This is a genomic window from Kitasatospora sp. NPDC093806 (assembly GCF_040683335.1).
In the GTDB taxonomy this organism is placed as follows: Bacteria; Actinomycetota; Actinomycetes; order Streptomycetales; family Streptomycetaceae; genus Kitasatospora.
The window spans coordinates 1-25,395 of sequence record NZ_JBFBDO010000002.1; the positions used below are offsets into that span (position 1 = coordinate 1).

16 protein-coding genes, 1 rRNA gene and 1 pseudogene are annotated in these 25,395 nt (G+C 73.9%); 7 read left to right on the forward strand and 11 right to left on the reverse strand.

Annotation, left to right across the window (positions count from 1 at the left end; translation table 11 throughout):
• The 5 genes from AB0N76_RS02315 to AB0N76_RS02335 form a co-directional block, all read right to left on the reverse strand.
• A 16S ribosomal RNA gene (locus AB0N76_RS02315) occupies nt 1–289 on the reverse strand; the annotation flags it as partial.
• 509 nt (nt 290–798) lie between these two features.
• Entirely contained in the window at nt 799–1,533 is a 735-nt protein-coding gene (locus AB0N76_RS02320; RefSeq protein ID WP_363552248.1) for a nucleoside/nucleotide kinase family protein, read from the reverse strand.
• Between the two features lie 36 nt (nt 1,534–1,569).
• A complete protein-coding gene (locus AB0N76_RS02325; protein WP_363552250.1) occupies nt 1,570–2,553 on the reverse strand; it encodes an LD-carboxypeptidase in 984 nt (327 codons plus the stop codon).
• A 77-nt stretch (nt 2,554–2,630) separates the two neighbouring features.
• Entirely contained in the window at nt 2,631–3,707 is a 1,077-nt protein-coding gene (gene trpS, locus AB0N76_RS02330; protein ID WP_363552252.1) for a tryptophan--tRNA ligase, read from the reverse strand.
• Between the two features lie 221 nt (nt 3,708–3,928).
• Nucleotides 3,929–5,443, reverse strand: coding sequence for an APC family permease (locus tag AB0N76_RS02335; RefSeq protein ID WP_363552254.1), 1,515 nt, complete (start codon nt 5,441–5,443; stop codon nt 3,929–3,931).
• Nucleotides 5,444–5,795: 352 nt separating this feature from the next.
• Between AB0N76_RS02335 and AB0N76_RS02340 the strand changes: the two genes are divergently transcribed.
• Both AB0N76_RS02340 and AB0N76_RS02345 read left to right on the forward strand, forming a co-directional pair.
• Nucleotides 5,796–6,911 (forward strand): iron-siderophore ABC transporter substrate-binding protein, encoded by a 1,116-nt coding sequence (locus AB0N76_RS02340; protein ID WP_363552256.1) that lies wholly within the window; start codon nt 5,796–5,798, stop codon nt 6,909–6,911.
• A gap of 230 nt (nt 6,912–7,141) precedes the next feature.
• Nucleotides 7,142–8,233, forward strand: coding sequence for a hypothetical protein (locus AB0N76_RS02345; protein WP_363552258.1), 1,092 nt, complete (start codon nt 7,142–7,144; stop codon nt 8,231–8,233).
• Between the two features lie 97 nt (nt 8,234–8,330).
• On the opposite strand, the gene AB0N76_RS02350 is transcribed toward AB0N76_RS02345, so the two are convergent.
• Complete coding sequence (locus AB0N76_RS02350; RefSeq protein WP_363552260.1) at nt 8,331–8,867, reverse strand: NUDIX domain-containing protein; 537 nt, start codon at nt 8,865–8,867, stop codon at nt 8,331–8,333.
• Between the two features lie 190 nt (nt 8,868–9,057).
• Between AB0N76_RS02350 and AB0N76_RS02355 the strand changes: the two genes are divergently transcribed.
• Nucleotides 9,058–10,032 (forward strand): ATP-grasp domain-containing protein, encoded by a 975-nt coding sequence (locus tag AB0N76_RS02355; RefSeq protein ID WP_363552262.1) that lies wholly within the window; start codon nt 9,058–9,060, stop codon nt 10,030–10,032.
• A gap of 119 nt (nt 10,033–10,151) precedes the next feature.
• Here the strand turns inward: AB0N76_RS02355 and AB0N76_RS02360 are convergent, their stop codons facing one another.
• Nucleotides 10,152–14,039 (reverse strand): ABC transporter transmembrane domain-containing protein, encoded by a 3,888-nt coding sequence (locus AB0N76_RS02360; protein ID WP_363552645.1) that lies wholly within the window; start codon nt 14,037–14,039, stop codon nt 10,152–10,154.
• Nucleotides 14,040–14,581: 542 nt separating this feature from the next.
• The gene (locus AB0N76_RS02365; protein ID WP_363552264.1) at nt 14,582–15,265 is read right to left on the reverse strand and encodes a TetR/AcrR family transcriptional regulator; all 684 of its coding nucleotides are present in this window, start codon (nt 15,263–15,265) and stop codon (nt 14,582–14,584) included.
• A gap of 134 nt (nt 15,266–15,399) precedes the next feature.
• Between AB0N76_RS02365 and AB0N76_RS02370 the strand changes: the two genes are divergently transcribed.
• The 4 genes from AB0N76_RS02370 (at nt 15,400) to AB0N76_RS02385 (ending at nt 21,951) form a co-directional block, all read left to right on the forward strand.
• The gene (locus AB0N76_RS02370; protein ID WP_363552266.1) at nt 15,400–17,121 is read left to right on the forward strand and encodes a carboxyl transferase domain-containing protein; all 1,722 of its coding nucleotides are present in this window, start codon (nt 15,400–15,402) and stop codon (nt 17,119–17,121) included.
• A 96-nt stretch (nt 17,122–17,217) separates the two neighbouring features.
• Nucleotides 17,218–19,554: a biotin carboxylase N-terminal domain-containing protein gene (locus AB0N76_RS02375; protein ID WP_363552268.1), complete on the forward strand. Its 2,337-nt coding sequence runs from the start codon at nt 17,218–17,220 to the stop codon at nt 19,552–19,554.
• A gap of 53 nt (nt 19,555–19,607) precedes the next feature.
• The gene (locus AB0N76_RS02380; RefSeq protein ID WP_363552647.1) at nt 19,608–20,564 is read left to right on the forward strand and encodes a hydroxymethylglutaryl-CoA lyase; all 957 of its coding nucleotides are present in this window, start codon (nt 19,608–19,610) and stop codon (nt 20,562–20,564) included.
• Nucleotides 20,565–20,760: 196 nt separating this feature from the next.
• Nucleotides 20,761–21,951, forward strand: coding sequence for an acyl-CoA dehydrogenase family protein (locus tag AB0N76_RS02385; RefSeq protein ID WP_363552270.1), 1,191 nt, complete (start codon nt 20,761–20,763; stop codon nt 21,949–21,951).
• 109 nt (nt 21,952–22,060) lie between these two features.
• On the opposite strand, the gene AB0N76_RS02390 is transcribed toward AB0N76_RS02385, so the two are convergent.
• From AB0N76_RS02390 to AB0N76_RS02400, 3 genes and pseudogenes are all read right to left on the reverse strand, one after another.
• Entirely contained in the window at nt 22,061–22,852 is a 792-nt protein-coding gene (locus AB0N76_RS02390; RefSeq protein ID WP_363552272.1) for a hypothetical protein, read from the reverse strand.
• A 22-nt stretch (nt 22,853–22,874) separates the two neighbouring features.
• Entirely contained in the window at nt 22,875–24,659 is a 1,785-nt protein-coding gene (locus AB0N76_RS02395; protein WP_363552274.1) for a hypothetical protein, read from the reverse strand.
• A 225-nt stretch (nt 24,660–24,884) separates the two neighbouring features.
• Nucleotides 24,885–25,310: pseudogene (locus AB0N76_RS02400) on the reverse strand (universal stress protein); the annotation flags it as partial.
• Between the last annotated feature and the right edge of the window lie 85 nt (nt 25,311–25,395).

Here is a 25,395-nt window from a genome sequence, read left to right on the forward strand (position 1 = left end):
CAGGCCGGCTACCCGTCGTCGCCTTGGTAGGCCATTACCCCACCAACAAGCTGATAGGCCGCGGGCTCATCCTGCACCGCCGGAGCTTTACACCCAGGACCATGCGGTCCCAGGTCATATCCGGTATTAGACCCCGTTTCCAGGGCTTGTCCCAGAGTGCAGGGCAGATTGCCCACGTGTTACTCACCCGTTCGCCACTGATCCACCCCGAAGGGCTTCACCGTTCGACTTGCATGTGTTAAGCACGCCGCCAGCGTTCGTCCTGAGCCAGGATCAAACTCTCCGTGAATGTCAACCGGTAATCCGGTCCACACCCGCGTTGAGCGGCACGGCAACCACCGGAATAGGGCGGTCCCGCGCACTGCGTCCTCGCTAGTGTTTATTTCAAAAGGAATCTCCAACCCCGAAACAAGTCCGAGGCCGGGGATGTCAACATATCTGGCGTTGACTTTTGGCACGCTGTTGAGTTCTCAAGGAACGGACGCTTCCTTCAGGCGGCTTTCACACCGGCCCTCCGGGCGCTTCGTTCTTTCGTGTTCCCAGCTTATCAGATGTTTTCCGTGCCGTTCCCGGCGCTTCCTTCATCCAACTCGCTGGTGTCTTCTGCGGCTTGACGCCCCGTCCGACGTTCCAAACTCTAGCCGAACCCCGCTCCGAAAAGCGAATCCGGCCGCAATTCCTGAAATTGGGAATACCAAATAGACCCCGGTCCGGGGCGGAGATGGTGTTTCCAAGAAGAGGATTGGCCGCCCCGGGACCGTCCGCGCAGATGCGTGTCCGGTGCTCCCAGCCGAGCGACTAGAGAACACTACGCCCATTCGGAGGTGAAGGCAAACGCCCGGGTCGGACGATGCGTGTGCAGAGGCCGCGGCCGGCCTTCACGTACTCGCCGTTGGGGTGGTCGTTGCCGGTGACCCAGTGGCGGGCGGTGGCCTCGTCGCGGCCGGCGGCGCGGTGGCGGTCGAGCAGGCGGGTCTCGCGGAGGGTGTCGTCGGCGTCCACGTACCAGAGCTCGCGGAGCAGGCGGCGAGCCTCCGACCAGGGGTGGTCCGGGGCGGCGAGGTAGTTGCCCTCGGTGATGACGAGGCGGGTGCGGGGGTGGACGACGTGGCGGGCCGCCACCGGTTCGTCGAGGTCGCGGTCGAAGTCGGGGACGTAGATGTCGTGGAAGCGCTCGGTCGCGACCCGGCGCAGCAGGGCGACGTAGCCGTGCGCGTCGAAGGTGGCGGGTGCGCCCTTGCGGTGGCCGAGGCCGAGGCGGTCGAGCTGGGCGGCGGAGAGGTGGAAGCCGTCGAGCGGGAGGTAGGCGGCGCTGCCGGGGCCCTCCCGGCGTTCGACCTCGGCGACCAGGTGGCGGGCCAGGGTGGACTTGCCGGCGCCGGGCGGGCCGGCAAGTCCGAGGATGGTGCGGGCGTTGCTGCCCGGGCCGCTCAGCAGGCCGAGAGTAAGGGTGACGAGGGCGTCGCCGTCGTCCTCCCGCTCGTCGTTCCGCTCGTCGGTGGGGTGGTCCCGGGTGGGGCGGTCCGCGTTCATGGCCGCACCCTACTCAGCGCCCGTCGGCGGGTCGCGCTAGGCGGCGGCCGGGACGGCGGGTTCGGGGCGGTCGGCGAGGGCGGGCAGTTCCAGGGTGAGGGTGGCGGCGTCGGCGTCGAGCAGGGCGGGGACGCCGAGCGGGACGGTCAGGCTCGACGGGCCGTGGCCGAAGCCCAGTTCCCAGATGATCGGTATGCCGAGCGGGCCGAGGCGGTCGAGCATGACGTCCTTGACCCGGTCGAGGGGGCCGCAGCTCGCCCAGGAGCCGAGGGCGATGCCGGTGACGCCGTCGAAAGTGCCGGAGCGCAGGAGCTGGGTGAGGATCCGGTCGAGCTGGTAGGGCTGCTCGTTGACGTCCTCCAGGACGAGGATGCCGCCGGCGTAGGAGGGCCGGGCGGCGGGGGTGCCGCGTTCGGCGGCGAGGACGTGGGTGCAGCCGCCGGCGGTGACGCCGTGGGCCCGGCCGGGGACGAGGGTGGCCGCGGTGGGCGAGGTGAGGACGGTCGTGGCGGCGGGGTCGAAGAGGGTGCGGCGCAGGTGTTCGGCGGTGCGGGCGTCCTCGATGAAGGTGGCGGTCGCGCTCATCGGCCCGTAGAGGGTGGCGAGGCCGAGGCGCTGGGCGAAGGCCTCCTGGAGGGAGGAGACGTCGCTGAAGCCGATCAGCACCTTGGGCGGGACGGCGCGCATGGCGTCCCAGTCGAGCAGGTCGACCATGCGGTGGACGCCGTAGCCGCCGCGGGCGCAGATGACGGCGTGGACGGTGGGGTCGAGCCAGGCATCCTGGAGGTCGGCGGCGCGGTCGGCGTCGGTGCCGGCGAGGTGGCCGAGGACGGGGTGGGTGTCGAGGACGTGCGGGGCGAGGGTGACGCGCAGTCCCCAGGAGCGCAGGACGTCCGCTCCGGCGGTGAGCCGCTGCGGGTCGATGGGTCCGCTGGTGGCGACCACGACGACGTGGTCCCCGGGGCGGAGGTGCGGCGGGCGGGTCAGTCCTCGGCCGTGCGTGGTCGGGTTCTGGGCCATGGCCGGCGTCCTTCCGGGGAGGGGGGGTCTCGGGGCCGGTGGTGGACCGGCCCCGAGAGGTTATGCCCGTGACGCGTTCACAGCGATCCCATGACGGAGCGCACTTCGGTGAGGGTGGCGTCGGCGACGGCGTTGGCGCGTTCGGCGCCGGCGCGCAGGACCCGGTGGAGGTGGCCCCGGTCGGCGGCGAGTTCGGCGCGGCGGGCGCGGATCGGGCGGAGGTGCTCGTTGACCGCCTCGGTGACGGTGCGCTTGAGTGCGGCGGCTCCGCCGTCGCCGATCTCCTCGGCGACCTCCTCGGGGGTGCGGTCCTGGCAGAGGGCGGCGAGCAGGACGAGGTTGGAGACCTCGGGCCGGCCGGCCGGGTCGTAGCCGATGCGGCGGTCGGTGTCGGTCCTGGCGCCCTTGATCAGGCGGGCGGTGGTGTCCGGGTCGGCGGAGATCGGGACGGAGTTGCCGCGGCTCTTGCTCATCTTGCCGCCGTCGGTGCCGAGGAGCAGTGGCGCGGCGGAGAGCAGGGCCCGGGGGTGGGGGAAGACGGTGCTGCCGTCGGCGTGCGGGTAGCGCTCGTTGAAGCGGCGGGCGATGGTGCGGGCGACTTCGAGGTGGGGCAGCTGGTCCTTGCCGACGGGGACGAGGTCGGCCTTGCAGAAGAGGATGTCGGCGGCCTGGTGGACGGGGTAGGTGAACATCAGTCCGTTGACGGCGGCCTGGCTGGAGTGGGCGATCTCGTCCTTGACGGTGGGGTTGCGGCTCAGCTCGGCGACGCTGACCAGGCTGAGGAAGGGCAGCAGCAGCTGGTTGAGGGCAGGGACGGAGCTGTGGGTGAAGATCGTGGCGCGGTCGGGGTCGAGGCCGGTGGCGAGGTAGTCGAGGACGAGGTTCTCGGTGTGCTCGGCCAGGCGGTCGGCGATGTCCCGGTCGGTGATGACCTGGTAGTCGGCGATGACGACGAACATCTCGACGCCGAGGCGCTGGAGGTGGACGCGGTTGCGGAGGCTGCCGAAGTAGTGGCCGAGGTGGAGCGGGCCGGTGGGGCGGTCGCCGGTGAGCATGCGGTGGGCGGCCGGGTCGGCGCGGACGCCCTCGTCGAGGTCGAGGTCGTCGGGGGCGAGGTCGCTGTCGAGGCCGGCGGTGGCGGCGGTGTTGGTCACGGGGTTTCTCCTCGGTACGGCGGTGGTGGCGGCCGTCCGGGGCTCGGGGCCCGTCCCGTCGGAGAAACGCAGCAGGGCCGTCCATCCCGGACGGCCCTGGTCAGGCGTGGCTGGTGGCCGTCCTAGGACGGCCACCAGCTGAGACCTGCGAAGCGCTTCATGGGTTCGAGAATAGCCCGGCCCGCCCGGGGCGGGCGGGGGTTTTCCGGGCGGGGGTTTCCTCAGTCCTCGACGACGAGGGCGGGGGTGTCCTTGCGGAGCGTCTCGCCGCGGAAGAACTCGGGGCGGAAGGCGCCGTAGCAGAACATCAGCACCGCGCCGAGCAGCAGGATGCCGACGCCGATGACGAACACCGAGCCGATGCCGAGGACGGCGCCGCTGCCGTACTCCGGGTCCCAGGCGTCGGTGAGGGTCTGCACGAAGACGCCGCTGAGCAGCACGCCGCCGAGCAGCGGGGCGAGGCCCTTGAGCGCCAGGTCGCGCAGGCTGGTGCGGAGCGCGTGGCGGAAGTACCAGACGCAGGCGAAGGCGGTCAGCGCGTAGTAGAAGCAGATCATCAGACCGAGCGCCAGGATGGTGTCCTCGACGACGTTCTCGCTGATCAGGCTCATGCCGACGTAGAAGGCGGCGGTGGCGATGCCGGCGGCGGCGGTGGCGTAGCCGGGGGTGCGGTAGCGCGGGTGGACGGTGCCGAAGCGCGGCGGCACGGCCCGGTAGGCGCTCATCGCGAGCAGGGTGCGGGCGACCGGGATGAAGGTGGTCTGCAGGCTGGCGGCGGCGCTGGCGACGACGGCCAGGAAGAGCAGGATGCTCCACGGCGAGCCGAGCACCGGGCGGGCCAGGGTGGCGAAGACGTTGTCGGCGGTGTCCGGGTTGCCGAGGCCGTTGCCGGTGCTGCCGACGCCGGCGAACATCTGGGCGGCGACGGCGACCAGCAGGTAGGAGCCGACCAGGGTGACCATCGAGATCATCGCGGCCCGGCCGGGGGTCTTGGCGCTGCCGTCGGTCTCCTCGTTCATGGTGAGGCAGGTGTCCCAGCCCCAGTACATGAAGATCGAGAGCGAGAGGCCGGCGGTGAAGGCGCTGAACGAGCTGACCTCGAGCGGGTTGAGCCAGGAGGCGGAGAACCCGATCGAATCGGGCAGGTCGCCGGCGGCCGCCTTGCCGATCGCGATCGCGGAGAAGAGCAGCAGGACGGCGAGTTGGAGGCCGACCAGGCTGTACTGGAACCACTTGGTGGCCGTCATCCCGCGGTAGCTCATCGCGGTGGCGGCGGCGATCAGCAGGACGACGGTGGTCAGGTGGACGGCCTGGTTGTCGTCGAGCGCGGCGACGGCGCTGCTGCCGGTCATCTCGCCCAGCATCAGGTAGAGGAAGTCGGTGGCCACCCCGGCGAGGTTGGAGAGCACGATGATGGTGGCGACCGTGAGGCCCCAGCCCGCCATCCAGCCGATCCGGGGGCCGAAGGCCTTCACCGTCCAGGTGAAGGAGGTCCCGCAGTCCGGGAAGTCCTTGTTCAGCTCCTTGTAGGCGAACGCGACGAGCAGCATCGGCAGGAAGCCGGCCAGGAAGACCGCGGGCATCTGGACGCCGACGGCGGTGGCGGTCGGGCCGAGTGTCGCGGTCAGGCAGTAGACCGGGGCGACCGTGGAGACGCCCAGGACCACGCTGCCCAGCAGGCCGACGGAGTTGCCCCGTAGGCCCTTGTCCCCCGCTGCCCCCGTCGCCCCCGCCACCCCCGGGTCGGGGGCTCCACCACTGGCACCACTGACCGGGGCACCCTGCGGAGCGGCGGGCGCCGTTGCCCGGCCGCTGCTTCCGTGCTCTGAGAGCTGCTGATCAAACACCAGCGCACCCTAGGTGGCATACCGAAGGTTGAGTAGGCCAACCCTTGGTGATCTGAACCACTCCCTTTGATTCACCTGGGTGGGGTGGGCTGTTGGTCGATGATGCATGGGCCGTTAAGGCGTGTACCTTGATTTCCAAGGGTCGTTACCCAATTGATTTGCTCCTTATGTCACGGTTTGAGATGGGATAGGTTTGCCTCACCTAACCCGCCCATCCAAGCTGTTTGCGAAGGAGCGCCGCGTGTCCCCCACCTCCGGCCGCCAGACCGTCCACCGCCCCACCCGCCGGACGCTGCTCACCTCGGCGCTCACCGGCGGAGCCGTCCTCGGCCTCGGCGGACTGCTCACCGCCTGCGGCGGCTCGGGCGGCGCGGACGGCTCCGGGGGCAGCGCGGCGAGCGGTGCGGCGCAGCCCTCCGGCGGCTCCTCGCCGAACCAGAAGTCGGTCAAGCAGGGCGGCGACGACTACGCCACCGTGATCGAGAAGATGAAGGGGTTCGGCACCGACGCCGCCCCCGGCGTCTACCCGCGGACCGTCCGGCACGCGATGGGCGAGACCGTCATCCCCGCCCGGCCGACCCGGGTCGTGGTCCTCGACACCGGCGAGCTCGACAACGTCGTCTCGCTCGGAATCCAGCCGGTCGGCGTGGTCCACACCGACGGCTCCAAGACCATGCCGTCCTACCTCAAGGACAAGGCCGGCAACCCCGCGAACGTCGGCACCATCAACAGCCTCAACCTGGAGGCCATCGCCGCGCTCAAGCCCGACCTGATCCTCGGCAGCCAGCTGCGCGCCCAGGACCAGTACGAGCAGCTCGCGAAGATCGCCCCGACCGTCTTCTCGCTCCGCCCCGGCTACCCGTGGAAGCAGAACTTCCTGCTCAACGCGAGCCCGTTCGGCCTGGAGGCGGAGGCCAAGGCCCAGCTGGACGCCTACCAGGCCGCCGCCGCGGCGATCGGCGCCGGGCTCGGCGACAAGCGGCCCACCATCACGCCGCTGCGCTTCATGCCCGGCAAGACCCGGCTCTACGCGGAGCTCTCCTTCATCGGCACCATCCTCGCCGACGCGCAGCTGCCGCAGCCCAAGATCGAGCAGGTCAAGGAGCTCGCGGTGGAGATCAGCCCCGAGCAGATCGACAAGGCCGACGCCGACTGGGTCTTCTACGGCGTCTACGGCTCGCCCAGCTCCACCAACCAGGACACGGTGCTCGGCGGGGCGCTCTGGAAGACGCTCGGCGCGGTCAAGTCCGGGCAGGCCCGGCCGGTCGCGGACGAGACCTGGTTCCTCGGGCTCGGCGTGGCCGCGGCCAACGTCGTCCTGGCCGACCTCAAGGGCTTCGTCGCGCCCGGCGCCTGACCCGGGCGCGGGGGCGGCCGGCCCGGGTGGGGTGGCCGAAGTGTGACCGACGTCCGGCCGGCGAGTGGAACCGAGGGGACGTCAGGAGCGTAGGACGGGTGGGACCAGTGGGGTCGGCAGGACGGGGGAGACGGAACGGTGTCATCGGGTACGGCGGGCGAAAAGGCGCTTGGAGCAGATCTCCGGGTGCGGCAGGATCGGCGGGACCGCACCCCGAAGGGCCCGTGCCAATGACCACGCTCGATCAGACCGTCACCGACCGGACCCCGACCGTCACCGACCGGCCTCCGACCGGTGCGCCCGCGCGTCCGGCCGGGGTCCGGGGCCTGACCTCGGCAGCGGCCGCTGCGGGCTCTTCCACCTCGGTCGGCTCCGCCGGTCCGGACTCCGCCGTCGTCGGTCCCGGTGCGAGCCGCTGTTCGATCGCGGCGGCGGGAGCCGAGGGGCTCACCGGCGGGACCATCGGTGCGGCGGGTGGCGCGGACGGCGTGGGCGGCCCGGTGGGCGGTGCCCTCCGCGGTGGCTCCGTGCCGCGGCCGCGCAGTGGTGACGCCGACGACGGGCCCGGGGCGGGCGTCGTCCAGGGCATTGTCCAGGGCGTTGTCCAGGGCGGCGGCCGGGGTGGTGGCCGCGGTAGTGGCGAGAGTGACGGTCAGGCCGCCCGTCAGGCCGACGGCTCGGCCGGTGGTCGGGCCGACGGGCGGGTCGGCGGCGAGGGGTTCGTCCGGCTCCAGCAGCCGCTGGTCCCCGAGGACCGGACCGTTCCGGTGCTGCGGGCGAGCCAGGAGGAGCCGCGCACCGTCCTCGCCCGGCGGCCCGCGCCGTCGCGGCGGCTGCGCCGGATGCACCCGCAGGCGGCCCCAGCGGGCGGGCGGTCGAAGACCGTCCGGGCCCAGCCGACGCCGGGGACGGACCCCGCCGCCGTTCCGCACACCGGCCCGAGCACCGGTCCGAACGCCGTCGACGACCCGGCCGGCGCCGCGCCGCCGCTGGGCATCCTGATCAGCGGCAGCCCGACCCCGCCGGAGCCCGCCCCGCACCTCGCGGAGCGGCCCGCCGTCCGGACCGCGGCCGAGCTGATCCGGCCGGGCCGCGGGACCTGCCTGGTGGTGCTGCCCGCCTGGCGTCCCGCGATCGCCGTCTCGGTGCCGACCGAGCAGCTGCTGAGCGCCACCGGCCTCGCGTTCGAGGGGCTGGCCGAGGCGCAGCTCTCCGTGGTGATCAACCCCGACGCCCTGCACGACCGCGAGCTGGAGCTGCGGGACTGGCAGGCCGGACCGGCCGGGCGGCCGGGTCGGCGCGGCGGACGCCGGGCGGGCTGAGGCCGGTCCCCGGGCGACCGGCCGGACGCGTCCGGTGTCCGGTCCGGTCGCCCAAGGGGTGGCCGACCAGACGCTCGGCGGATGGCCGACCGGTCGCTCAGGGCCTGACGGGCCGGGCGTTCGGGATGAAGCCGAGGTCGACCGGCTCGGGTTCGCGCCGGTCGGCGAGCCAGCCGTCCCGGACCGCCGCCAGCAGTTCGGGCAGCCGGGGCGGCCAGAGCGCGTCCGCGTTCTCGTCGGCGAGGTCCGCCGGGGTCCACCAGCGCCAGTCGAGGATCCGGTCGGCGGCGTGCATCGCGCTGACGTCGCCGACCGGGCCGCGGTGCGGGCCGCTGGTCAGGTAGATGTGCTCGTGCTGGCGGACCGGCGTGCCGTGCCAGGTGAAGTCGTGCTCCCAGGTGCAGAGCAGCGGACCGGGTTCGAGGTCGGTCCAGCCGGTCTCCTCCCAGAGTTCGCGGCGGGCCCCGGTCCGGGGGGTCTCCCCCGGTTCGATGCCGCCGCCGGGCATCGTCCAGTGCACGCCGACCTCGCTGTTGTCCGAGCGCAGCAGGAAGACCGAGCCCTGCTCGTCCAGGACGACCGTCCGGGCCGCCCGTCGTGGGGTCCGTCGCGCGTTTCGCCACAGGTTTCGCATCGGATCACTCTCGCAGCGGGCGGCTCCGGACGTCGAGCGGATTCCCCGGCGCCGGGCGACCGGCGGGCCGCGGCGGCGGAGCTCCCGGGCCGACGGGTGACGGGCGACGGTGTCCCGACCGGGTCATCTGGCGCGCCGCGACGGGGTTTTGACCGTCCGACGAACAGTCCGTGGCCGTACCCTGACGCCCATGCCCGCACCCGCGTTCCTCCTCCCCTCCCACCCGCTGGACCCGCGCCGGGTCGACCCGCAGTTCGTCCGGGAGGCCCGGCTGCTGCGGGACCTGGGCGGCGAGCACCACTTCGTCGACCACGACGCGCTGCTCGCCGGTGACGCCCGGGCGGCGGTCGACCGGGTGCCGGCGGGGCTGGGGGCGTTCTGGTACCGGGGGTGGATGCTCCCCTCGGCCCGCTACGCCGGCTTCGCCGCCGCCCTCGCGGAGCGCGGCGGGCAACTGCTGACCAGCCCGCCCGGGTACGCGTCGGCGCATGAACTGCCGGGCTGGTACGGCGTGTTCGAGGGGGCCACGCCGCCCAGCGTCTGGCTGCCGCTGGGCGGGGACGGGGTCGCGGCAGGGGCCGCGGACGACGGTCGCGGGGCGGGGCAGGAGCCGCCCGGTGCGGAGCGACTGGCGGCGGCCGTCGCCCGGCTCGGCGGGCAGGGGCCGGCGATCGTCAAGGACTACGTGAAGTCCCGCAAGCACGAGTGGGACGAGGCCTGCTACATCCCGGAGTTGGCGGACCTGCCGAACGTCGCGCGGGTGGTCGCCCGGTTCGTGGAACTGCAGGGCGAGTACCTGGCCGGCGGGGTGGTGCTGCGGCGGTACGAGGAGTTCGCCCGGGTGGCGTGGGACGCGGGTGACGGCACCTCGGGCGGAGACGGCGACGGTCCGCGGCGGGCGGTGGAGGCCCGGGTGTGGTGGCTGGACGGCGAGCCGGTGCTGGTCGGACCGCACCCGGACATGCCCGGCTCGCCGGCCGTGCCCGACCTGTCCGTGGTCCGGCCCCTGGTGCGGGCGCTCGGCTGCCGGTTCGTCACCACCGACCTCGCCGAACGGGCCGACGGCTCGGGCTGGCGGGTGGTCGAGGTCGGGGACGGGCAGGTGAGCGAGCTGCCCCGGGGGATCGACGCCTCCGCGCTGCTGGTGTCGCTGCTCGCGGCGTGAGCGGGGGGCGAGCGGGACGAGCGGCGTGAGCGGGGCGGCGGGCCCGTGAAGGTGCCCGCCGCCCCGCTCGTCAGCCCGTTCCTCCGGCCAAGCGGCTATCCGGCTATCCGGCTATCCGGCTATCCGATGATCGCGTCGGGCACCGGGGCGGTGCCCCGGCCGTGCCCGGTGTGCGCGTCGGCGACGAACGCCTCCCAGAGCCGGGTGTACACCCCGCCCAGGGCGAGCAGCTCGGCGTGCGTGCCGTCCTCGACCACCCGGCCGTGGTCCAGCACGACGACCCGGTCGGCGCGCTCGGCGGTGGTCAGCCGGTGCGCGATGACCAGCGTGGTGCGGCCGCCGCTGAGCCGGTCCGCGGCGTGGTTGACCGCCGCCTCGGTGGCCAGGTCGAGCGCCGCCGTGGCCTCGTCCAGCAGCAGGACGTCCGGGTCGACCAGTTCGGCCCGGGCCAGCGCGATCAGCTGGCGCTGCCCCGCCGAAAGGTTTCGCCCGCGGCCGCTGACCTCGTGGTCGTAGCCGCCCGACAGCCCCCGGATCATGTCGTGCGCCCCGACCGCGCGGGCCGCCGCCTCGACCTCGGCCGCCGAGGCGCCGGGCCGGCCGTACGCGATCGCCTCGCGCACCGTCCCGGCGAACAGGTAGGCCTCCTGCGGCACCACGCCGAGCCGGTGCCGGTACTGCGCCAGGTCGTAGCGGGTCAGGTCGACGCCGTCGACCCGCACCGTGCCGGCCGTCGCGTCGTAGAACCGGGCGACCAGCTTGACCAGGGTCGACTTGCCGGCCCCCGTCTCGCCGACCAGCGCCACCGTCTGGCCGGCGGGGATCCGCAGGCTGACGCCGGTCAGGACGTCCGGGGCGCCGTCCGCGCCGCCGTTGTAGGCGAAGCTGACGTCGTCGAACTCGATCTCCCCACGCAGCCCCGCCGGGACCGGCACCGGGTCGGCGGCCTCGGCCGTGCTGGTCGGGGTCCGCAGCAGCTCGCGGATCCGGCCCAGGCCCACCGCCGCCTGCTGGTAGCCGTCGAACACCTGGGAGAGCTGGTTGACCGGCGCGAAGAAGAGGTCGATGTAGAGCAGATACGCCACCAGCGCGCCGACGGTGAGCGTCCCGGCGTCCACCCGCGACGCGCCCACGATCAGCACCAGGGCGGCGGCCACGCTGGACAGGAACTGCACGAACGGGAAGTACAGCGAGATGTAGAGCTGCGCCCGGACCCGGGCCTCCCGGTAGGCGACGCCGCGGGCGACGAAGCGGTCCGTGTTGGCCTCCTGCCGGCGGAACGCCTGGACGATCCGCATGCCGGCCACGTTCTCCTGCAGGTCGGCGTTGACCGTGCTGATCAGGTCCCGGGAGATCTCGTACTGGGCCTTGGACTTGCGGCGGAACACCAGGGTCGCCACCACGAGCAGCGGCAGCACGGCGAAGACCGCCAGGGCGAGCCCGGCGTCGATCACCAGCAGGGCGGCGAAGATGCCGAGGAAGGTCAGCAGGCTGACCACGGCCGTGACCACGCCGGTCTGCAGGAACGAGGTGAGCGAGTCCAGGTCGGTGGTCATCCGGGTCATGATCCGGCCGGACAGCTCGCGCTCGTAGTAGTCGAGGCCGAGCCGGTTGAGGTGGGCGAAGATCTTGAGCCGGAGGGTGTAGAGCACCCGCTCGCCGGTGCGGCCGCTGACCCGGTTCTCGGCGCCCTGCACCAGCCAGTCCAGCAGGACCACCACCAGCGCGACCAGCGAGGCGACGGCGACGCCGGACATCAGGGACTTGCTGACGCCGTCGTCGATGCCGTGCCGGATCAGGATCGGCACGACCAGGGCGGCGCCCGCGTCCAGGGCGACCAGCAGCAGGGCGAGCGCGAGCGGCGCGCGGAAGGGGCGCAGCAGGCGGCGGAGGGTGAAGTCGGGGTCGCCGCGTTCGGCCTCGGCCCGGGGGATCGCCGGGGAGTCGGTGGCCGGCGGGAGTGCGGCGACCTCGGCGAGCAGGGCGGGGGCGGCGGTGCGGGCCGCCTTGGCGAGGGCCGGGGTGGGCATCGCGGGGGTGCCGGGGCCGCTCGCGGTCTCGTCCTCGGTCCCGGTCCCGGAGGCGGCGGGGGCTTCGGGGGCCTGCGGTGCTGCGGCGGTGTCGGCCGGGGTCGGGGCTATGGCCGGCGTCGGGGTGCGGCCGGCCTCGGGGTCGGATATCAGGGCCCGGTACCGGGGACATCGGGCGTCGAGTTCCTCGTGCGTGCCGATGTCGAGCAGCCGGCCGTGGTCCAGGACGGCGATCCGGTCGGCGAGCTGGAGGGTGGAGCGGCGGTGCGCGATCAGCAGCGTGGTGCGGCCGGCCATGACCGAGCGGAGCGCGTCGTGGATCTCGGCCTCGATCTGCGGGTCGACCGCCGAGGTGGCGTCGTCGAGCAGCAGGATGCGGGGGTCGGTGAGGATCGCCCGGGCGAGGGCGATGCGCTGGCGCTGGCCGCCGGAGAGGGTGAGGCCCTGTTCGCCGACCTTGGTCTCGTAGCCGTCGGGCAGGTTCCGGACGAACTCGTCCGCCTGCGCGGCGCGGGCGGCGGCCACGACCTGCTCGTCGGTGGCGTCCGGCCGCCCGTACGCGATGTTGGTGCGGACCGTCTCGGAGAACAGGAAGCTCTCCTCGGGCACGATGCCGACGGCCGCCCGGACCGAGTCGAGGGTCAGGTCGCGCAGGTCGTGGCCGTAGAGGCGGACGGCGCCGGCCGCCGGGTCGTAGAACCTCGGCACCAGCTGCGCCACGGTGGACTTGCCGGAGCCGGAGGCGCCGACCAGGGCCAGGGTCTCGCCGGGGGCGAGCCGGAGGTCCAGCCCGTGCAGGACGGGTGCCGGGTGCTCGGGGTCGTAGCGGAACTCGACCCGGTCGAACTCCAGCGCGGCCTCGGTGCTGCGCGGACCGGCCACCTGCGGGCCCGGGGTCGGGGCCTCGGTCGTGGGTGCTCCGGCCGTGGGTGCTCCGGTCGCGGGGGCTCCGGTTGCGGGGGCTCCGGTTGCGGGGGCTCCGGTTGCGGGGGCGGGTTCGGCGTCCATGGTGAGGTCGAGGGTGACCGCGTCCGGGCGCTCCTGGACCAGCGGGCGCTCGTCGACCAACTGGAGCACGCGCTCGATTCCGGCCCGGGCCTGCTGGCCGACCGTGATGATCATGGTCAGCATCCGGACCGGGCCGGTCAGCTGCGCCACGTAGGTGGAGAAGGCGACGAAGGTGCCGAGCGAGACCCGGCCGTCGACCGCCAGCCAGCCGCCGAAGGCCAGCACCGCCACCTGGGCGAGCGCCGGGATCGCCTGCATGGCGGGGTTGTAGCGGCTGTTGAAGCGGATCGAGCGCAGCCGGGCCGCGAAGAGGTGGCGCGAGGCCGCCTCCAGCTTGTCGAGTTCCTGGGCCTCCTGGCCGAAGCCCTTGACCACCCGCACGCCGCCGATCGCCTCGTCGACCACGCCGGCGACGGCCCCGGCCTCCTGCTGGGCGGCCCAGGTCGACGGGAAGAGCCGCTTGCGGCTGAGCACCGAGACCCACCACAGGGCCGGGGCCATCACCAGGGCGACCAGGGTCAGCGGCGGCGACAGCCAGAGCATCACGCCGAGCGACATGACGAACATCAGCAGGTAGCCGGTCATCATCGGCAGCATCGACAGCAGCCCGTTGACCAGCTGGAGGTCGGAGGTGGCGCGGCCGACCACCTGGCCGGTGTCCAGCCGGTCCTGGCGGTGGCCGTCGAGCCTGCCGAGCGAGCGGAACAGGTCGCTGCGCATCTCGTGCTGGACGTCGACGGCCAGCTGTCCGCCGTAATAGCGGCGGACCTGGGTGCAACCGAACACCACGGCGGCGGCCAGCAGCAGGACGGCCGCCCACGGGCCGAGCGAGCGGGTGTGGGCGGTGATGACGTCGTCGATGATCAGCTTGGTGACCAGCGGCACGAGCGCGGTGACGGCCATGCCGAGGAGCGAGGCGCCGAAGGCGAGCAGCACGCTGCGGCGCGACCGCCAGCAGTAGCCGAGCAGCCGCCGGAGCCAGCCCGCGCCATCGGCGTGATCGGCGTGGCCGGTGTGACCAGTGCGGTCGGTGTGACCGGTGCGGTCGGTGGTCGTCGTTCCCGGGGTCGGGTCCGGGTTCGGATTCGTGTCCTGGGCCGCGTCCTGGGCCGGGTCCGGGTTCGGGCCCGGCTTCGGGTTCCGATGCGGCCGAGCGCGCCCGTCCCGGGGCTCGCCCGGGGAAAGCTCCACCGTAGATCCGTGAGTCTCAGGCATATTTAGGGATGCTAACCATTCCGTCGGGTGGCCGCCATGGAGTTTCAGGCCAGGGCGAGCCGGAGGTCCCGGCCCGACGGAGGAGCCAACAGCTCGCAACCTGCGAGGATTCCCGATCGGACCGGTCCGGCGCGTCCCGCTTCCAGGGTCGCCGACGCCACCCGGAACCGCCCACCTCCCACCGGCCCAGGGAGCCGACCTCCCTTGGTCCTAGGCCGACGGGCCGAGGGGCGTCCCCCGAGCACGCCGACGACGCCCGCCCGCCCGGCCGGGCGGCGCGAGCGAGGCGGTGGGGGTCAGGCCGGCGAGCCGGTGCCGGCGGCCGCGCCGGAGGCGACGGCGTCGGCCGCGACCGCGTCGGCGGCCGCCGAGAAGGCGCCGTGCGCGAGGGTGTGCAGCAGCGCGGCCATCGCGTCGCGCTGGAGCCCGGCCCGCTCGTCCCCCTGCGCGGGGTTGGGGCCGTGGCTGTGCGGGGTCGAGTTGATCAGCCCGAAGACGGCGTGCACCGCCGCCCGGGCGACCGGCTCGGCGGCCGGGGCGGCGAGCGGCGGGTAGGCCTGGCGGACCACGTCCACCCAGAGCTCGACGTAGCCGCGCTGGAGCCGGCGGACGGTCCGGCGGTCCTCGTCCCGGAGGTTGAGCAGCTCCCGGTCGTGCAGGGTGATCAGGTCGCGGTCGTCGAGCGCGAAGTCGACGTGGCCGCCGATCAGCGCGTCCAGCGCGGCGGCCGGACCGTCACTGCCGCCGGCCCGGCGGCGCCCCTCCTCCAGGAGCCGCTCGCTGATGCCGACCAGGAGGTCGGCGAGCATCGCGTCCTTGCCGGCGAAGTGCCGGTAGAGGCCGGGACCGCTGATTCCGACGGCCTTGCCGATCTCGTCCACCCCGACGCCCAGGAAGCCCCGGGCCGCGAACAGCCGGGCGGCCTCCTTGCGGATCTGGTCGCGGCGCGGGAGCCCGGAGGCGGGTGGGACGTTCGGCATGCGGTCCATCGTAGACAGTGAGGTTATCGGTGGTTAACCTGGGCGACGGAAGTTAACGTTCATTAACGTGTGGGGGTCGCGGGCTCACCCGCCCTGCCGGCCCACCTGCCGCCGAGGGCAAGGGAGCTCTTGGGATGGTCATCTCCACCGCCGGCGTACCCACCGGCATCAACGGCAGCGCGACGGCCGGCACCCCGGTCCCCGGCGCGGCCGCCGGCTCCGTCGCGCCGGGCGCCGCCGCACCGGCCCCCCGGCTCGGGACCGCCGCCGACCCCGGTTCGGAGTCCTACCGGGCGAACACCGCCGCCCACCGGGCACTGGTCGCCGAACTCCGCGAGAAGCTCGACGAGGCGGCGCTCGGCGGCGGCGCCAAGGCCCGCGACCGGCACACCTCGCGCGGCAAGCTGCTCCCCCGCGACCGGGTGGACACCCTGCTCGACCCCGCCTCCCCCTTCCTCGAACTGGCCCCGCTGGCCGCCGACGGGATGTACGACGGCGCCGCACCGGCCGCCGGGGTGATCGCGGGCATCGGCCGGGTCGCCGGACGCGAGGTCGTCGTGGTCGCCAACGACGCCACCGTCAAGGGCGGCACCTACTACCCGATGACGGTCAAGAAGCACCTGCGCGCCCAGGAGGTCGCGCTGGAGAACCGGCTCCCCTGCGTCTACCTGGTCGACTCCGGCGGCGCCTTCCTGCCGATGCAGGACGAGGTCTTCCCGGACCGCGAGCACTTCGGCCGGATCTTCTACAACCAGGCGCGCCTCTCGGCCGCGGGCATCCCGCAGATCGCCGCCGTGCTCGGCTCCTGCACGGCCGGCGGCGCGTACGTCCCGGCGATGAGCGACCAGGCCGTCATCGTCCGCAACCAGGGCACCATCTTCCTCGGCGGGCCGCCGCTGGTGAAGGCGGCGACCGGCGAGGTGGTGACCGCCGAGGAGCTGGGCGGCGGCGACCTGCACTCCCGGACCTCCGGCGTCACCGACCACCTGGCCGAGGACGACGCCCACGCCCTGTCGATCGTCCGCACCATCGTCGCCGGGCTGGGCCCGCGCGCCGCCCGGCCGTGGCCGCTCGCCCCGGCCGAGCCGCCGGCCGTCGACCCGGCCGGCCTGTACGGGGCCGTCCCGGTCGACCCGCGCACGCCCTACGACGTGCGCGAGGTGATCGCCCGCCTGGTCGACGACAGCCGGTTCGCCGAGTTCAAGGCCGAGTACGGCGCGACCCTGGTGACCGGCTTCGCCCGGATCCACGGCCACCCCGTCGGCATCGTCGCCAACAACGGCGTGCTGTTCGCCGAGTCCGCCCTCAAGGGCGCCCACTTCATCGAGCTGTGCGACCAGCGGGGCATCCCCCTCCTCTTCCTCCAGAACATCACCGGCTTCATGGTCGGCCGGCAGTACGAGGCAGGCGGCATCGCCAAGCACGGCGCCAAGATGGTCAACGCCGTCGCCTGCACCCGCGTCCCGAAGCTGACGGTGGTGATCGGCGGCTCGTACGGAGCCGGCAACTACTCGATGTGCGGCCGGGCCTACTCACCCCGCTTCCTGTGGATGTGGCCGGGCGCCAAGATCTCCGTGATGGGCGGCGAGCAGGCCGCGTCGGTCCTGTCCACCGTCCGCCGCGACCAGCTGGAGGCGCGCGGCGAGCAGTGGCCCGCCGAGGCGGAGGAGGAGTTCAAGCGCCCCGTCCGCGAGCAGTACGAGCGTCAGGGCAACGCCTACTACGCCACCGCCCGGCTCTGGGACGACGGGGTGATCGACCCGCTGGAGACCCGGACCGTCCTCGGTCTGGCCCTCACGGCCTGCGCCAACGCCCCGCTGCCGGACCCCGGCCCGTTCGGCGTGTTCCGCATGTAGCGGTCCTCCCGGCGCGGCGGCCCGCCCGCCGCGCCGGCTCCCCGGTACCCACCACCTCCTTCGTACGGCCCCCCTCGACCCGGAGGATCGCCTCCCATGTTCGACACAGTCCTGGTCGCCAACCGCGGTGAGATCGCCGTCCGGGTGATCCGCACCCTCCGGCGGCTCGGCGTGCGCTCGGTCGCCGTGTTCAGCGACGCCGACGCCGACGCCCCGCACGTCCGCGAGGCCGACGTCGCGGTCCGGCTCGGCCCGGCCGACCGCAGCGACAGCTCCGCCGCCGAGACCTATCTGCGGACCGACCAGATCCTCGCCGCCGCCCGCCGGACCGGCGCCCAGGCCGTCCACCCCGGCTACGGCTTCCTCGCCGAGAACGCCTCCTTCGCCCGCGCCTGCGCCGACGCCGGCCTCGTCTTCATCGGTCCTCCTCCCGCCGCGGTCGAGCTGATGGGTGACAAGATCAACGCCAAGGAGGCCGTGCGGGCCGCCGGCGTTCCGGTGGTGCCCGGCAGCCAGGCCACCGCGCCCACCGACGAGCAGCTCGTCGCGGCCGCCGCCGAGATCGGCTACCCCGTCCTGCTCAAGCCGTCCGCCGGTGGCGGCGGCAAGGGCATGCGGCTGGTCCGCGACCCGGCCGAGCTGCCGACCGAGATCGCCGCCGCCCGGCGGGTCGCGCGCACCGCCTTCGGCGACGACACCCTGCTGCTGGAGCGCTGGATCGACCGGCCGCGCCACATCGAGGTGCAGGTGCTGGCCGACGCCCACGGCACCACCGTCCACCTCGGCGAGCGCGAGTGCAGCCTGCAGCGCCGCCACCAGAAGTTGATCGAAGAGGCTCCCTCCGTTCTGCTCAACGCCGAGACCCGCGCCGCGATGGGCGCCGCGGCCGTCCGCGCGGCCGAGTCCTGCGGCTACACCGGTGCCGGCACCGTGGAGTTCATCGTCCCCGGCGTCGACCCGGACTCCCCCGCCCCCGCCGAAGGGGTACGGGACTTCTTCTTCATGGAGATGAACACCCGTCTCCAGGTGGAGCACCCCGTCACCGAACTCGCCATCGCCGTGCGCCACTCCGGCCCCGGTCCCGACCGCGACCTCGGCGCCGACGGCGGCACCGGCGCCGACCTCGGTCCCGCCGCGGGCCGGCCCCAGCGGCTGGACCTGGTCGAGTGGCAGCTGCGGATCGCCGCCGGCGAGCAACTCACCTTCACCCAGCCCGACATCTCCTTCCTGGGCCACGCCATCGAGGCCCGGATCTGCGCCGAGGACCCGGAGCGGGACTTCCTGCCCACCGGCGGACGCATCCTGGTCCTCGACGAGCCGCGGGGCGAAGGCATCCGGGTGGACTCCGGGGTGGCCCCCGGCACCGTGATCACCAGCTCCTACGACCCCATGCTCGCCAAGGTCATCGCCTACGGGCCCGACCGTCCGACCGCGCTGCGGCGCCTGCGCGCCGCGCTGGCCGACACCCGGATCCTCGGCGTCACCACCAACACCGGCTTCCTGCGGCGGCTGCTCGCCCACCCCGAGGTCGCCGCCGGCCGGCTCGACACCGGCCTGGTCGAGCAGACGGCGCAGCAGCAGCCCGGGCTGCTCGCCTCGCCGTACTCCCCGGCCGCCGCGGCCACCGCCGCGTCGGACACCACCGCACCGGACCCCGAGACCTCCGGGTCCGAGTCCGTCGGCTCCCCGCCGCCGGAGGCCCCGACCTCCGCCCACCTCCTCTACTACGCCGCCGCGCTCGCGCGGCACCTGGACCTCACCCCCAGCGCCGACCCCGGCGGCTGGACCGACCCCTTCTCCCTTCCCTCCGGCTGGCGCCTGGGCGGCGCCTCGGCCTGGACCACCCACCGACTCCGTACCCCCGGCCAGGACCCGGTGTCGGTGCGCATCCGTTCGATCACTGCGGGCAACGTAGCCGAGGCCACTGACATTCCGTCCGGCGCCGGCGTCACCCTTGAGGGGGAAATCCGGCTCGACGACGGCCCGGTCCACCGGGCCCGGGCGGCCCGCTCCGGCGACCGCCTCCACCTCACCGTGGACGGCCTGCAGACCACCTTCGCGCTCACCGCCGACGCCGCCGGGTCCGGCTCCGGCTCCGGCCCGGTGACCTGGCTCGGCATCGACGGCGACGCCTGGCCGGTGCACGGCCACGACGCGGTCGGCGAGGGCGCGGCGGCCGGCGGCGCCCACCACGGCGCCCTGACCGCGCCGATGCCGGGCACCGTCACGGTCGTGAAGACCACGGCCGGCGAGTCGGTCCGCAAGGGCCAGCCCCTGCTCGTCCTGGAGGCCATGAAGATGGAACACGTGATCGCGGCGCCGCACGACGGCACGGTGAGCGAGTTGCGGGCCACCGCCGGCGCCACCGTGGCGATGGAGGAGCTGCTGGTCGTGGTCACCCCCGCCGAGGCCGAAGCGGAGGTGGCGTCGTGACCGCCGCAGACACGCCCGCCACCGACCCCGCCCACGAGCCCGACGCCCTCGACCTGGGCCTGCCCGCCCCGGTGCGCGCCCCGGGCCTGCCCGCGGCGGTCCGGATCCACGAGGTCGGGCCGCGCGACGGGCTGCAGAACGAGAGCGCCCTGGTCCCGGTCGAGGTCAAGGCCGAGTTCATCGGCCGGCTGGCGGCCGCCGGTCTGCGCACCGTCGAGGCCACCAGCTTCGTTCACCCGAAATGGGTACCCCAGCTGGCCGACGCCGAGGACCTGATGCCCCGGATCGCCGGTCTGCCGGAGCGTCACCCCGGTCTGCGCCTGCCGGTGCTGGTGCCCAACGACCGCGGGCTGGACCGCGCGCTGGCCCACCACGCCACCGACGTCGCGGTCTTCGCCAGCGCCACCGAGACCTTCGCCCGCCGCAACCTCAACCGCTCGGCGGACGAGGCGATGGAGATGTTCCGCCCCGTGGTGGAACGGGCCACGGCGGCCGGCGTCCCGGTCCGCGGCTACCTGTCGATGTGCTTCGGCGACCCGTGGGAGGGCCCGGTCCCGGTCTCCCAGGTGGTCGGCTTCGGGGTGCGGCTGCTGGAGCTGGGCTGCGCCGAGCTGAGCCTCGGCGACACCATCGGCGTGGCCACCCCCGGCCAGGTCACCGCCCTGCTCGACGGGTTCGTCGCGGCGGGGGTGCCGCTCGACCGGCTCGCGGTGCACTTCCACGACACCTACGGCCAGGCGCTCAGCAACACGCTGGCGGCGCTGACCGCCGGGGTCACCACCGTGGACGCCTCGGCCGGCGGGCTGGGCGGCTGCCCCTACGCCAAGAGCGCCACCGGCAACCTGGCCACCGAGGACCTGGTGTGGATGCTGCACGGGCTCGGCATCCAGACCGGCGTCGACCTGCGCGCCCTGGTCGCCACCAGCGGCTGGATGGCCCGCCGGCTCGGCCGGCCGAGCCCCTCCCGCGCGGTCCAGGCCCTGCTCGGCGGCGCCGGGCCGGCCGACTGACCGGCGCCCGACCGACCGCCCCGCGCGTCGGCCGGCCGGTGCCCCCGCCCGGCCGACGCCCCCGGACCCGCCGGCTCGACCGCCGTCCGGTCCGCCCCCTACCGCCCACCACACCGCGCGCCCGTCACACCCGCACGGGCGGCGGGTCGTCCCGACCACGCCCGCGCCCACCCGGCGGGGCCTCAGGAGGATCACCATGCTCGACCACCGGCTGAACACCGAGCACGAGGAACTGCGGCGCACCGTGGCCGAATTCGCCCAGGACGTGGTCGCGCCGAAGATCGGCGAGTACTACGAGCAGGGCGAGTTCCCCTACGAGATCGTCCGGGAGATGGGGCGGATGGGCCTGTTCGGCCTGCCGTTCCCGGAGGAGTACGGCGGCATGGGCGGCGACTACTTCGCGCTCTGCCTGGCGCTGGAGGAGCTGGCCCGGGTCGACTCCTCGGTCGCGATCACCCTGGAGGCGGCGGTCTCGCTCGGCGCGATGCCGATCTACCGCTTCGGGACCGAGGAGCAGAAGCGCGAGTGGCTGCCCCGGCTGACCTCGGGCGAGCTGCTCGGCGCGTTCGGCCTGACCGAGCCCGAGGGTGGCTCGGACGCCGGCGCCACCCGCACCACCGCCCGGTACGACGAGGCCACCGACGAGTGGGTGATCAACGGCACCAAGTGCTTCATCACCAACTCCGGGACCGACATCACCGGGCTGGTCACCGTCACCGCCCTCACCGAACCGATCGCTCGTTCGGGTGAAGAAGGCGAATTCTCCTCGCCCCGGCGCGAAATCTCCTCCATCATCGTGCCCACCGGGACCCCCGGGTTCCAGGTGTCGAAGAAGTACTCGAAGGTCGGATGGAACGCATCCGACACCCGCGAACTGTCCTTTACCGACTGCCGCGTCCCCGCGGCCAACCTGCTGGGCGAGCGCGGCCGCGGCTACGCCCAGTTCCTGCGGATCCTCGACGAGGGCCGCATCGCGATCGCCGCCCTGGCCACCGGCCTGGCCCAGGGCTGCGTCGACCAGTCCGTTTCCTACGCCGGTACCCGCCGCGCCTTCGGCCGGCTGATCGGCTCCAACCAGGCCATCCAGTTCAAGCTCGCCGACATGGAGATGCGCGCCCACGTCTCCCGCCTCGCCTGGCGGGACGCCGCGTCCCGGCTGCTGCACTCGGAACCGTTCAAGAAGGAGGCCGCGATCGCCAAGCTGTACTCGTCGGAGGCCGCCGTCGACAACGCCCGCGAGGCGACCCAGATCCACGGCGGGTACGGCTTCATGAACGAATTCCCCGTCGCCCGCTTCTGGCGGGACTGCAAGATCCTGGAGATCGGCGAGGGCACCTCGGAGGTCCAGCGCATGCTCATCGCGCGAGAGCTCGGCGTCACCTCCTGAGGCCATCGCCGGTCGCCGTACCGGGGAAGGACCGGGGCTCCTCCGCTCCCGTGTCCGCCGGCCCTCGCGGGTCGGCGGGCCGGGGCGGGAGGGCCATCGCCCCGGCCGATCACGAGGAGGAAGGGAGCACCACACCGGGGTCACCGGAGTCGATCTGGTCGTACCGGGTCAGCGCCAGTTCGAACGCCGTCGGAGAGATCCGCACGGCGCCGTCGAACGGACCGCTGAGCTGGAACACCAGGCTGACCGCGAACGCCACCGAGGCCCCCACGAACCCCATCAGCACCAGGTTGCGCCCGTTGGCGGTCAGCCCGATCACCGGCGGCGTCGCCAGGACCAGCACCGAACCCACCACCAGACCTCCCAGCGCCAAGGCCGGCACCTGCGCCCGGACATCGGCCAGCCGGGCGTTCCGCCGCGCGTAGACATCCGTCAGACTCCGCAACACATCGACCTTGGCCGCGAGTTCGGACGCGTCCTGACTCCGCACCGCGTCCACCGAGATCCGGACCCGGTCGGCCGCCGCCCAGACCTCGGCGCTGCCGTGCCCACGGCTCATCTGCACCCACTCGTCCGCGATCACCTGCCGGGTGTAGTCGCGCACGCGCTGCCGCACCACCGGGCGGTCCGGCGCGGGCAGCAGCCGGGCCGACCAGTACACCTCGGTCAGCGCCCGGGACTCCTCGTAGGTGTGCTGGCGAGCGGTGTTCAGCTGCTGCCACGCGCCGGCGATGGCGAAGCCGGTGAAGAGGGCGAAGAAGCCGAGCACCGCCGCGCCCGCGAAGCCGATCGCGGACGGGTTCGCCGCCCCGTCCCGGGAGCCACGGGTCCGACCGAGCACCAGACCGATCAGCAGGGCGAGCGCTGCGCCGGCCAGCGCCGCCACGACATTGACCCACATCTACCGACCACTCCCCCTGAGTTCACGCTGCACCGCCACCTCCGGGATCACCGCTCCTGCGTTGCCGCACCGTCAGCGCGGCGGCCAGGATGACGAGGACCGGGAGCATGATCGCCAGCAGCAGCATCAGCACCTCGCCGGTACCCCAGTCGTCGTCCCAGTCGAAGGGGGCGTCGTCCGGACGCTGAGCGGACGAGGCCGCATTCCCGGCCGGGTTGCCCGCCACGTTCCCCGCTGGGTTGCCCGCCTGGTTGCCTGCCGGGTTGCCCGGCTGGCTTCCGGAGGCGCCGGCTTGGCCCGAGCCGGTGGTGGAGGAGCCGGCGGCGGCACCGCCCGGTGCCGCTCCCCCGGCGGCTCCCTGCGCCGTCGTGCCGGCTGCGCCCGCCGCTGCCGCTCCGGGTGCTGCGGGTGCTGCAGCGGCTCCGGCGGTGCCGGCGGCGGCTGCCGCGCCGGCGGCCGGGACGGCCTGGAACGGGCTCGCGGGCAGCCCGAAGAGGCTGGTGCCCGGGCGGAAGGGCACCGCCGAACCTGCGGCGGCGGCTGCGGCAGCAGCGGCTTGCCCTGCGGTGGCTGCGGCGGCGGCGTTGGCGGCGGCAGCCGGGTTGGCGGCGGCTGGGTTGGCGGCGTCAGCTGCTGCGGCTGCCCCACCGGCCGCAGGGTTGGGTGCGGCATTGGCTGCGGCATTGGCCGGGGCGTTGGGGCCGGCGGCCGAACCGGCGGGCGCGGCAGCGGGGTTGGGCGCGGCCGGGTTCAGCGGTGGGGCGTTGGGCGGTGGAGCGTTGGCGCCGGTGTTGGCGGGTCCTCCGGGGGCGGTGCCCGGAGGGGCGGCCGCACCGTTGGCAGCGGTACCTGCGGCCGGTGGGCGTCCGCCCGTCGCGGGGGCCGGGCCGGTGGCCCCGCCGGGCTGGGCCGGGGCAGGGCCCTGGCCCTCGTAGTCGCCCGCGGCCTCGGCGGCGACCGGCCGGGGTGGCAGCGGGCGGCCGTCCTGGCCGACCGCGCCGTCCGCCGCGAGGCCCTCGGCCCTCGCCACGGCGGTGTGCCGACCGGGCACGGCCTCACCGGCGGCGGTGCAGTCCAGCGGACTGCCCGGCACCAGGAGTCCGCCGGCGGACTGGCCGCTGCAGCCGACCGGTCCGACCCCCGGGAGGTGGTCCACCACGCTGACCGCGCTGATCGGCGAGTCCCCGACCGCGTCCACCCGGTACCTCAGCCGGATGTCGCCGCCGACCACGGCCGGCAAAGCCCGCTGCCCGGCCCCCTCGACCGGATCATTGAAAGGAGTTGCCAGGACAGGTGATTGATCGACCGCCAGGGCTCGGCGCGGGGTGCGGCCGGCCCGGGTCAGCACGCCCGAGCCCGTCGGGGCGCCGACCCGGGTGAGCGTCAGTCCGGCGACCAGCCCCCGGTAGCCGGCTGCCGCGGTCGCCACGGCCTTCGGCAGTCCCTTGCCCTTGGGCGGGTCGGCTTCGGCCCGGACCTCGGTCCGCTGCGGTCCGGGCCGGGCGGGGAGGGTGGCCGAGCACTCGGCGGTGCCCAGCGGAGGGAGGGTGAAGGGCTGCTGACTGCCACAGACCACGGCGGCTCCGGAGACCTGGGCGTCCTTCAGGACCGAGACGGTCAGCGGGTACTCGGCCTGGTTGGTCAACCGGTAGACGCGGAGGAGCTGTTCGTCCGAGCGGACCCGGACCTCGGTGCCGGTGGCGCCGTTGGTGCGAACCTCCAGCCGTACTGCCCCGCGGGCTTCGCCGCCCGCGGGGCGGAGCGCCGACGCGCGCGGGGCGTTGGCCAGGACGAGCACGGACGGCATGGGCAGGGCGAGGAGGACGAGAAGGGTGACGGTACGACGGATGGGACGAAGGAGGGGACGGTGAGAGGGACGACAGGGGGGACGACCCGGCGGCGAAACAGTCCCATTGATCACCTTGTCATTCTTCGCCGCAGGTCCACGCCGGGCCGGGGCAACGCGGCGCGCCGTCGGCGTGGCTGACACGTTCGGCCCACACGCGGACCCCGACACGCACGGGACGGGGCGTCAGGGGATCACGATCACCGGGCGGTTGGCGCGGCGGGCGAGACGGCCGGAGACCGAGCCGAAGATCTTGCCCAGCAGGCCGTGCGTGGTGCCGACCACGATGGCGTCGGCGGCGAACTCGCGGCCGACCTCCTCGATCTCGTGGCAGATGTCGCCGCCCCGCTCGACCAGGATCCAGGGCACGCCGGCGAGGAAGTCCGCGCAGGCGAGCTCCAGGCCGAGCACCTCCGTCCGGTGGTCGGGGAGGTCGACGAAAACCGGCGGTTCGCACCCCGCCCAGACGGTGGCGGGCAGGCGGTTGGCCACGTGCACGATCACCAGGCCGCACTGGGAGCGCCGGGCCATGCCCACCGCGTAGGCGAGGGCGCGCTCGCTCGACAGCGAGCCGTCGAAGCCCACCACCACACCGTGCTGGAACACCGGGTCACGGGAACCGGCGAGTGCCTCGCGGAGCGCCGGTTCGCCGGTCGCGCCGGGCAGGCCGGAGGTGCTCGGGCGCTCGGCGCCGGGC

Bases quoted from the DNA above. Each gene is read 5' to 3' on its own strand.
- AB0N76_RS02320 (WP_363552248.1), bottom strand. From the start codon at position 1,533: ATGAACGCGGACCGCCCCACCCGGGACCACCCCACCGACGAGCGGAAC.
- AB0N76_RS02325 (WP_363552250.1), bottom strand. From the start codon at position 2,553: ATGGCCCAGAACCCGACCACGCACGGCCGAGGACTGACCCGCCCGCCG.
- AB0N76_RS02345 (WP_363552258.1), top strand. From the start codon at position 7,142: ATGACCACGCTCGATCAGACCGTCACCGACCGGACCCCGACCGTCACC.
- AB0N76_RS02350 (WP_363552260.1), bottom strand. From the start codon at position 8,867: ATGCGAAACCTGTGGCGAAACGCGCGACGGACCCCACGACGGGCGGCC.
- AB0N76_RS02355 (WP_363552262.1), top strand. From the start codon at position 9,058: ATGCCCGCACCCGCGTTCCTCCTCCCCTCCCACCCGCTGGACCCGCGC.
- AB0N76_RS02365 (WP_363552264.1), bottom strand. From the start codon at position 15,265: ATGCCGAACGTCCCACCCGCCTCCGGGCTCCCGCGCCGCGACCAGATC.
- AB0N76_RS02370 (WP_363552266.1), top strand. From the start codon at position 15,400: ATGGTCATCTCCACCGCCGGCGTACCCACCGGCATCAACGGCAGCGCG.
- AB0N76_RS02375 (WP_363552268.1), top strand. From the start codon at position 17,218: ATGTTCGACACAGTCCTGGTCGCCAACCGCGGTGAGATCGCCGTCCGG.
- AB0N76_RS02385 (WP_363552270.1), top strand. From the start codon at position 20,761: ATGCTCGACCACCGGCTGAACACCGAGCACGAGGAACTGCGGCGCACC.
- AB0N76_RS02390 (WP_363552272.1), bottom strand. From the start codon at position 22,852: ATGTGGGTCAATGTCGTGGCGGCGCTGGCCGGCGCAGCGCTCGCCCTG.
- AB0N76_RS02395 (WP_363552274.1), bottom strand. From the start codon at position 24,659: ATGCCGTCCGTGCTCGTCCTGGCCAACGCCCCGCGCGCGTCGGCGCTC.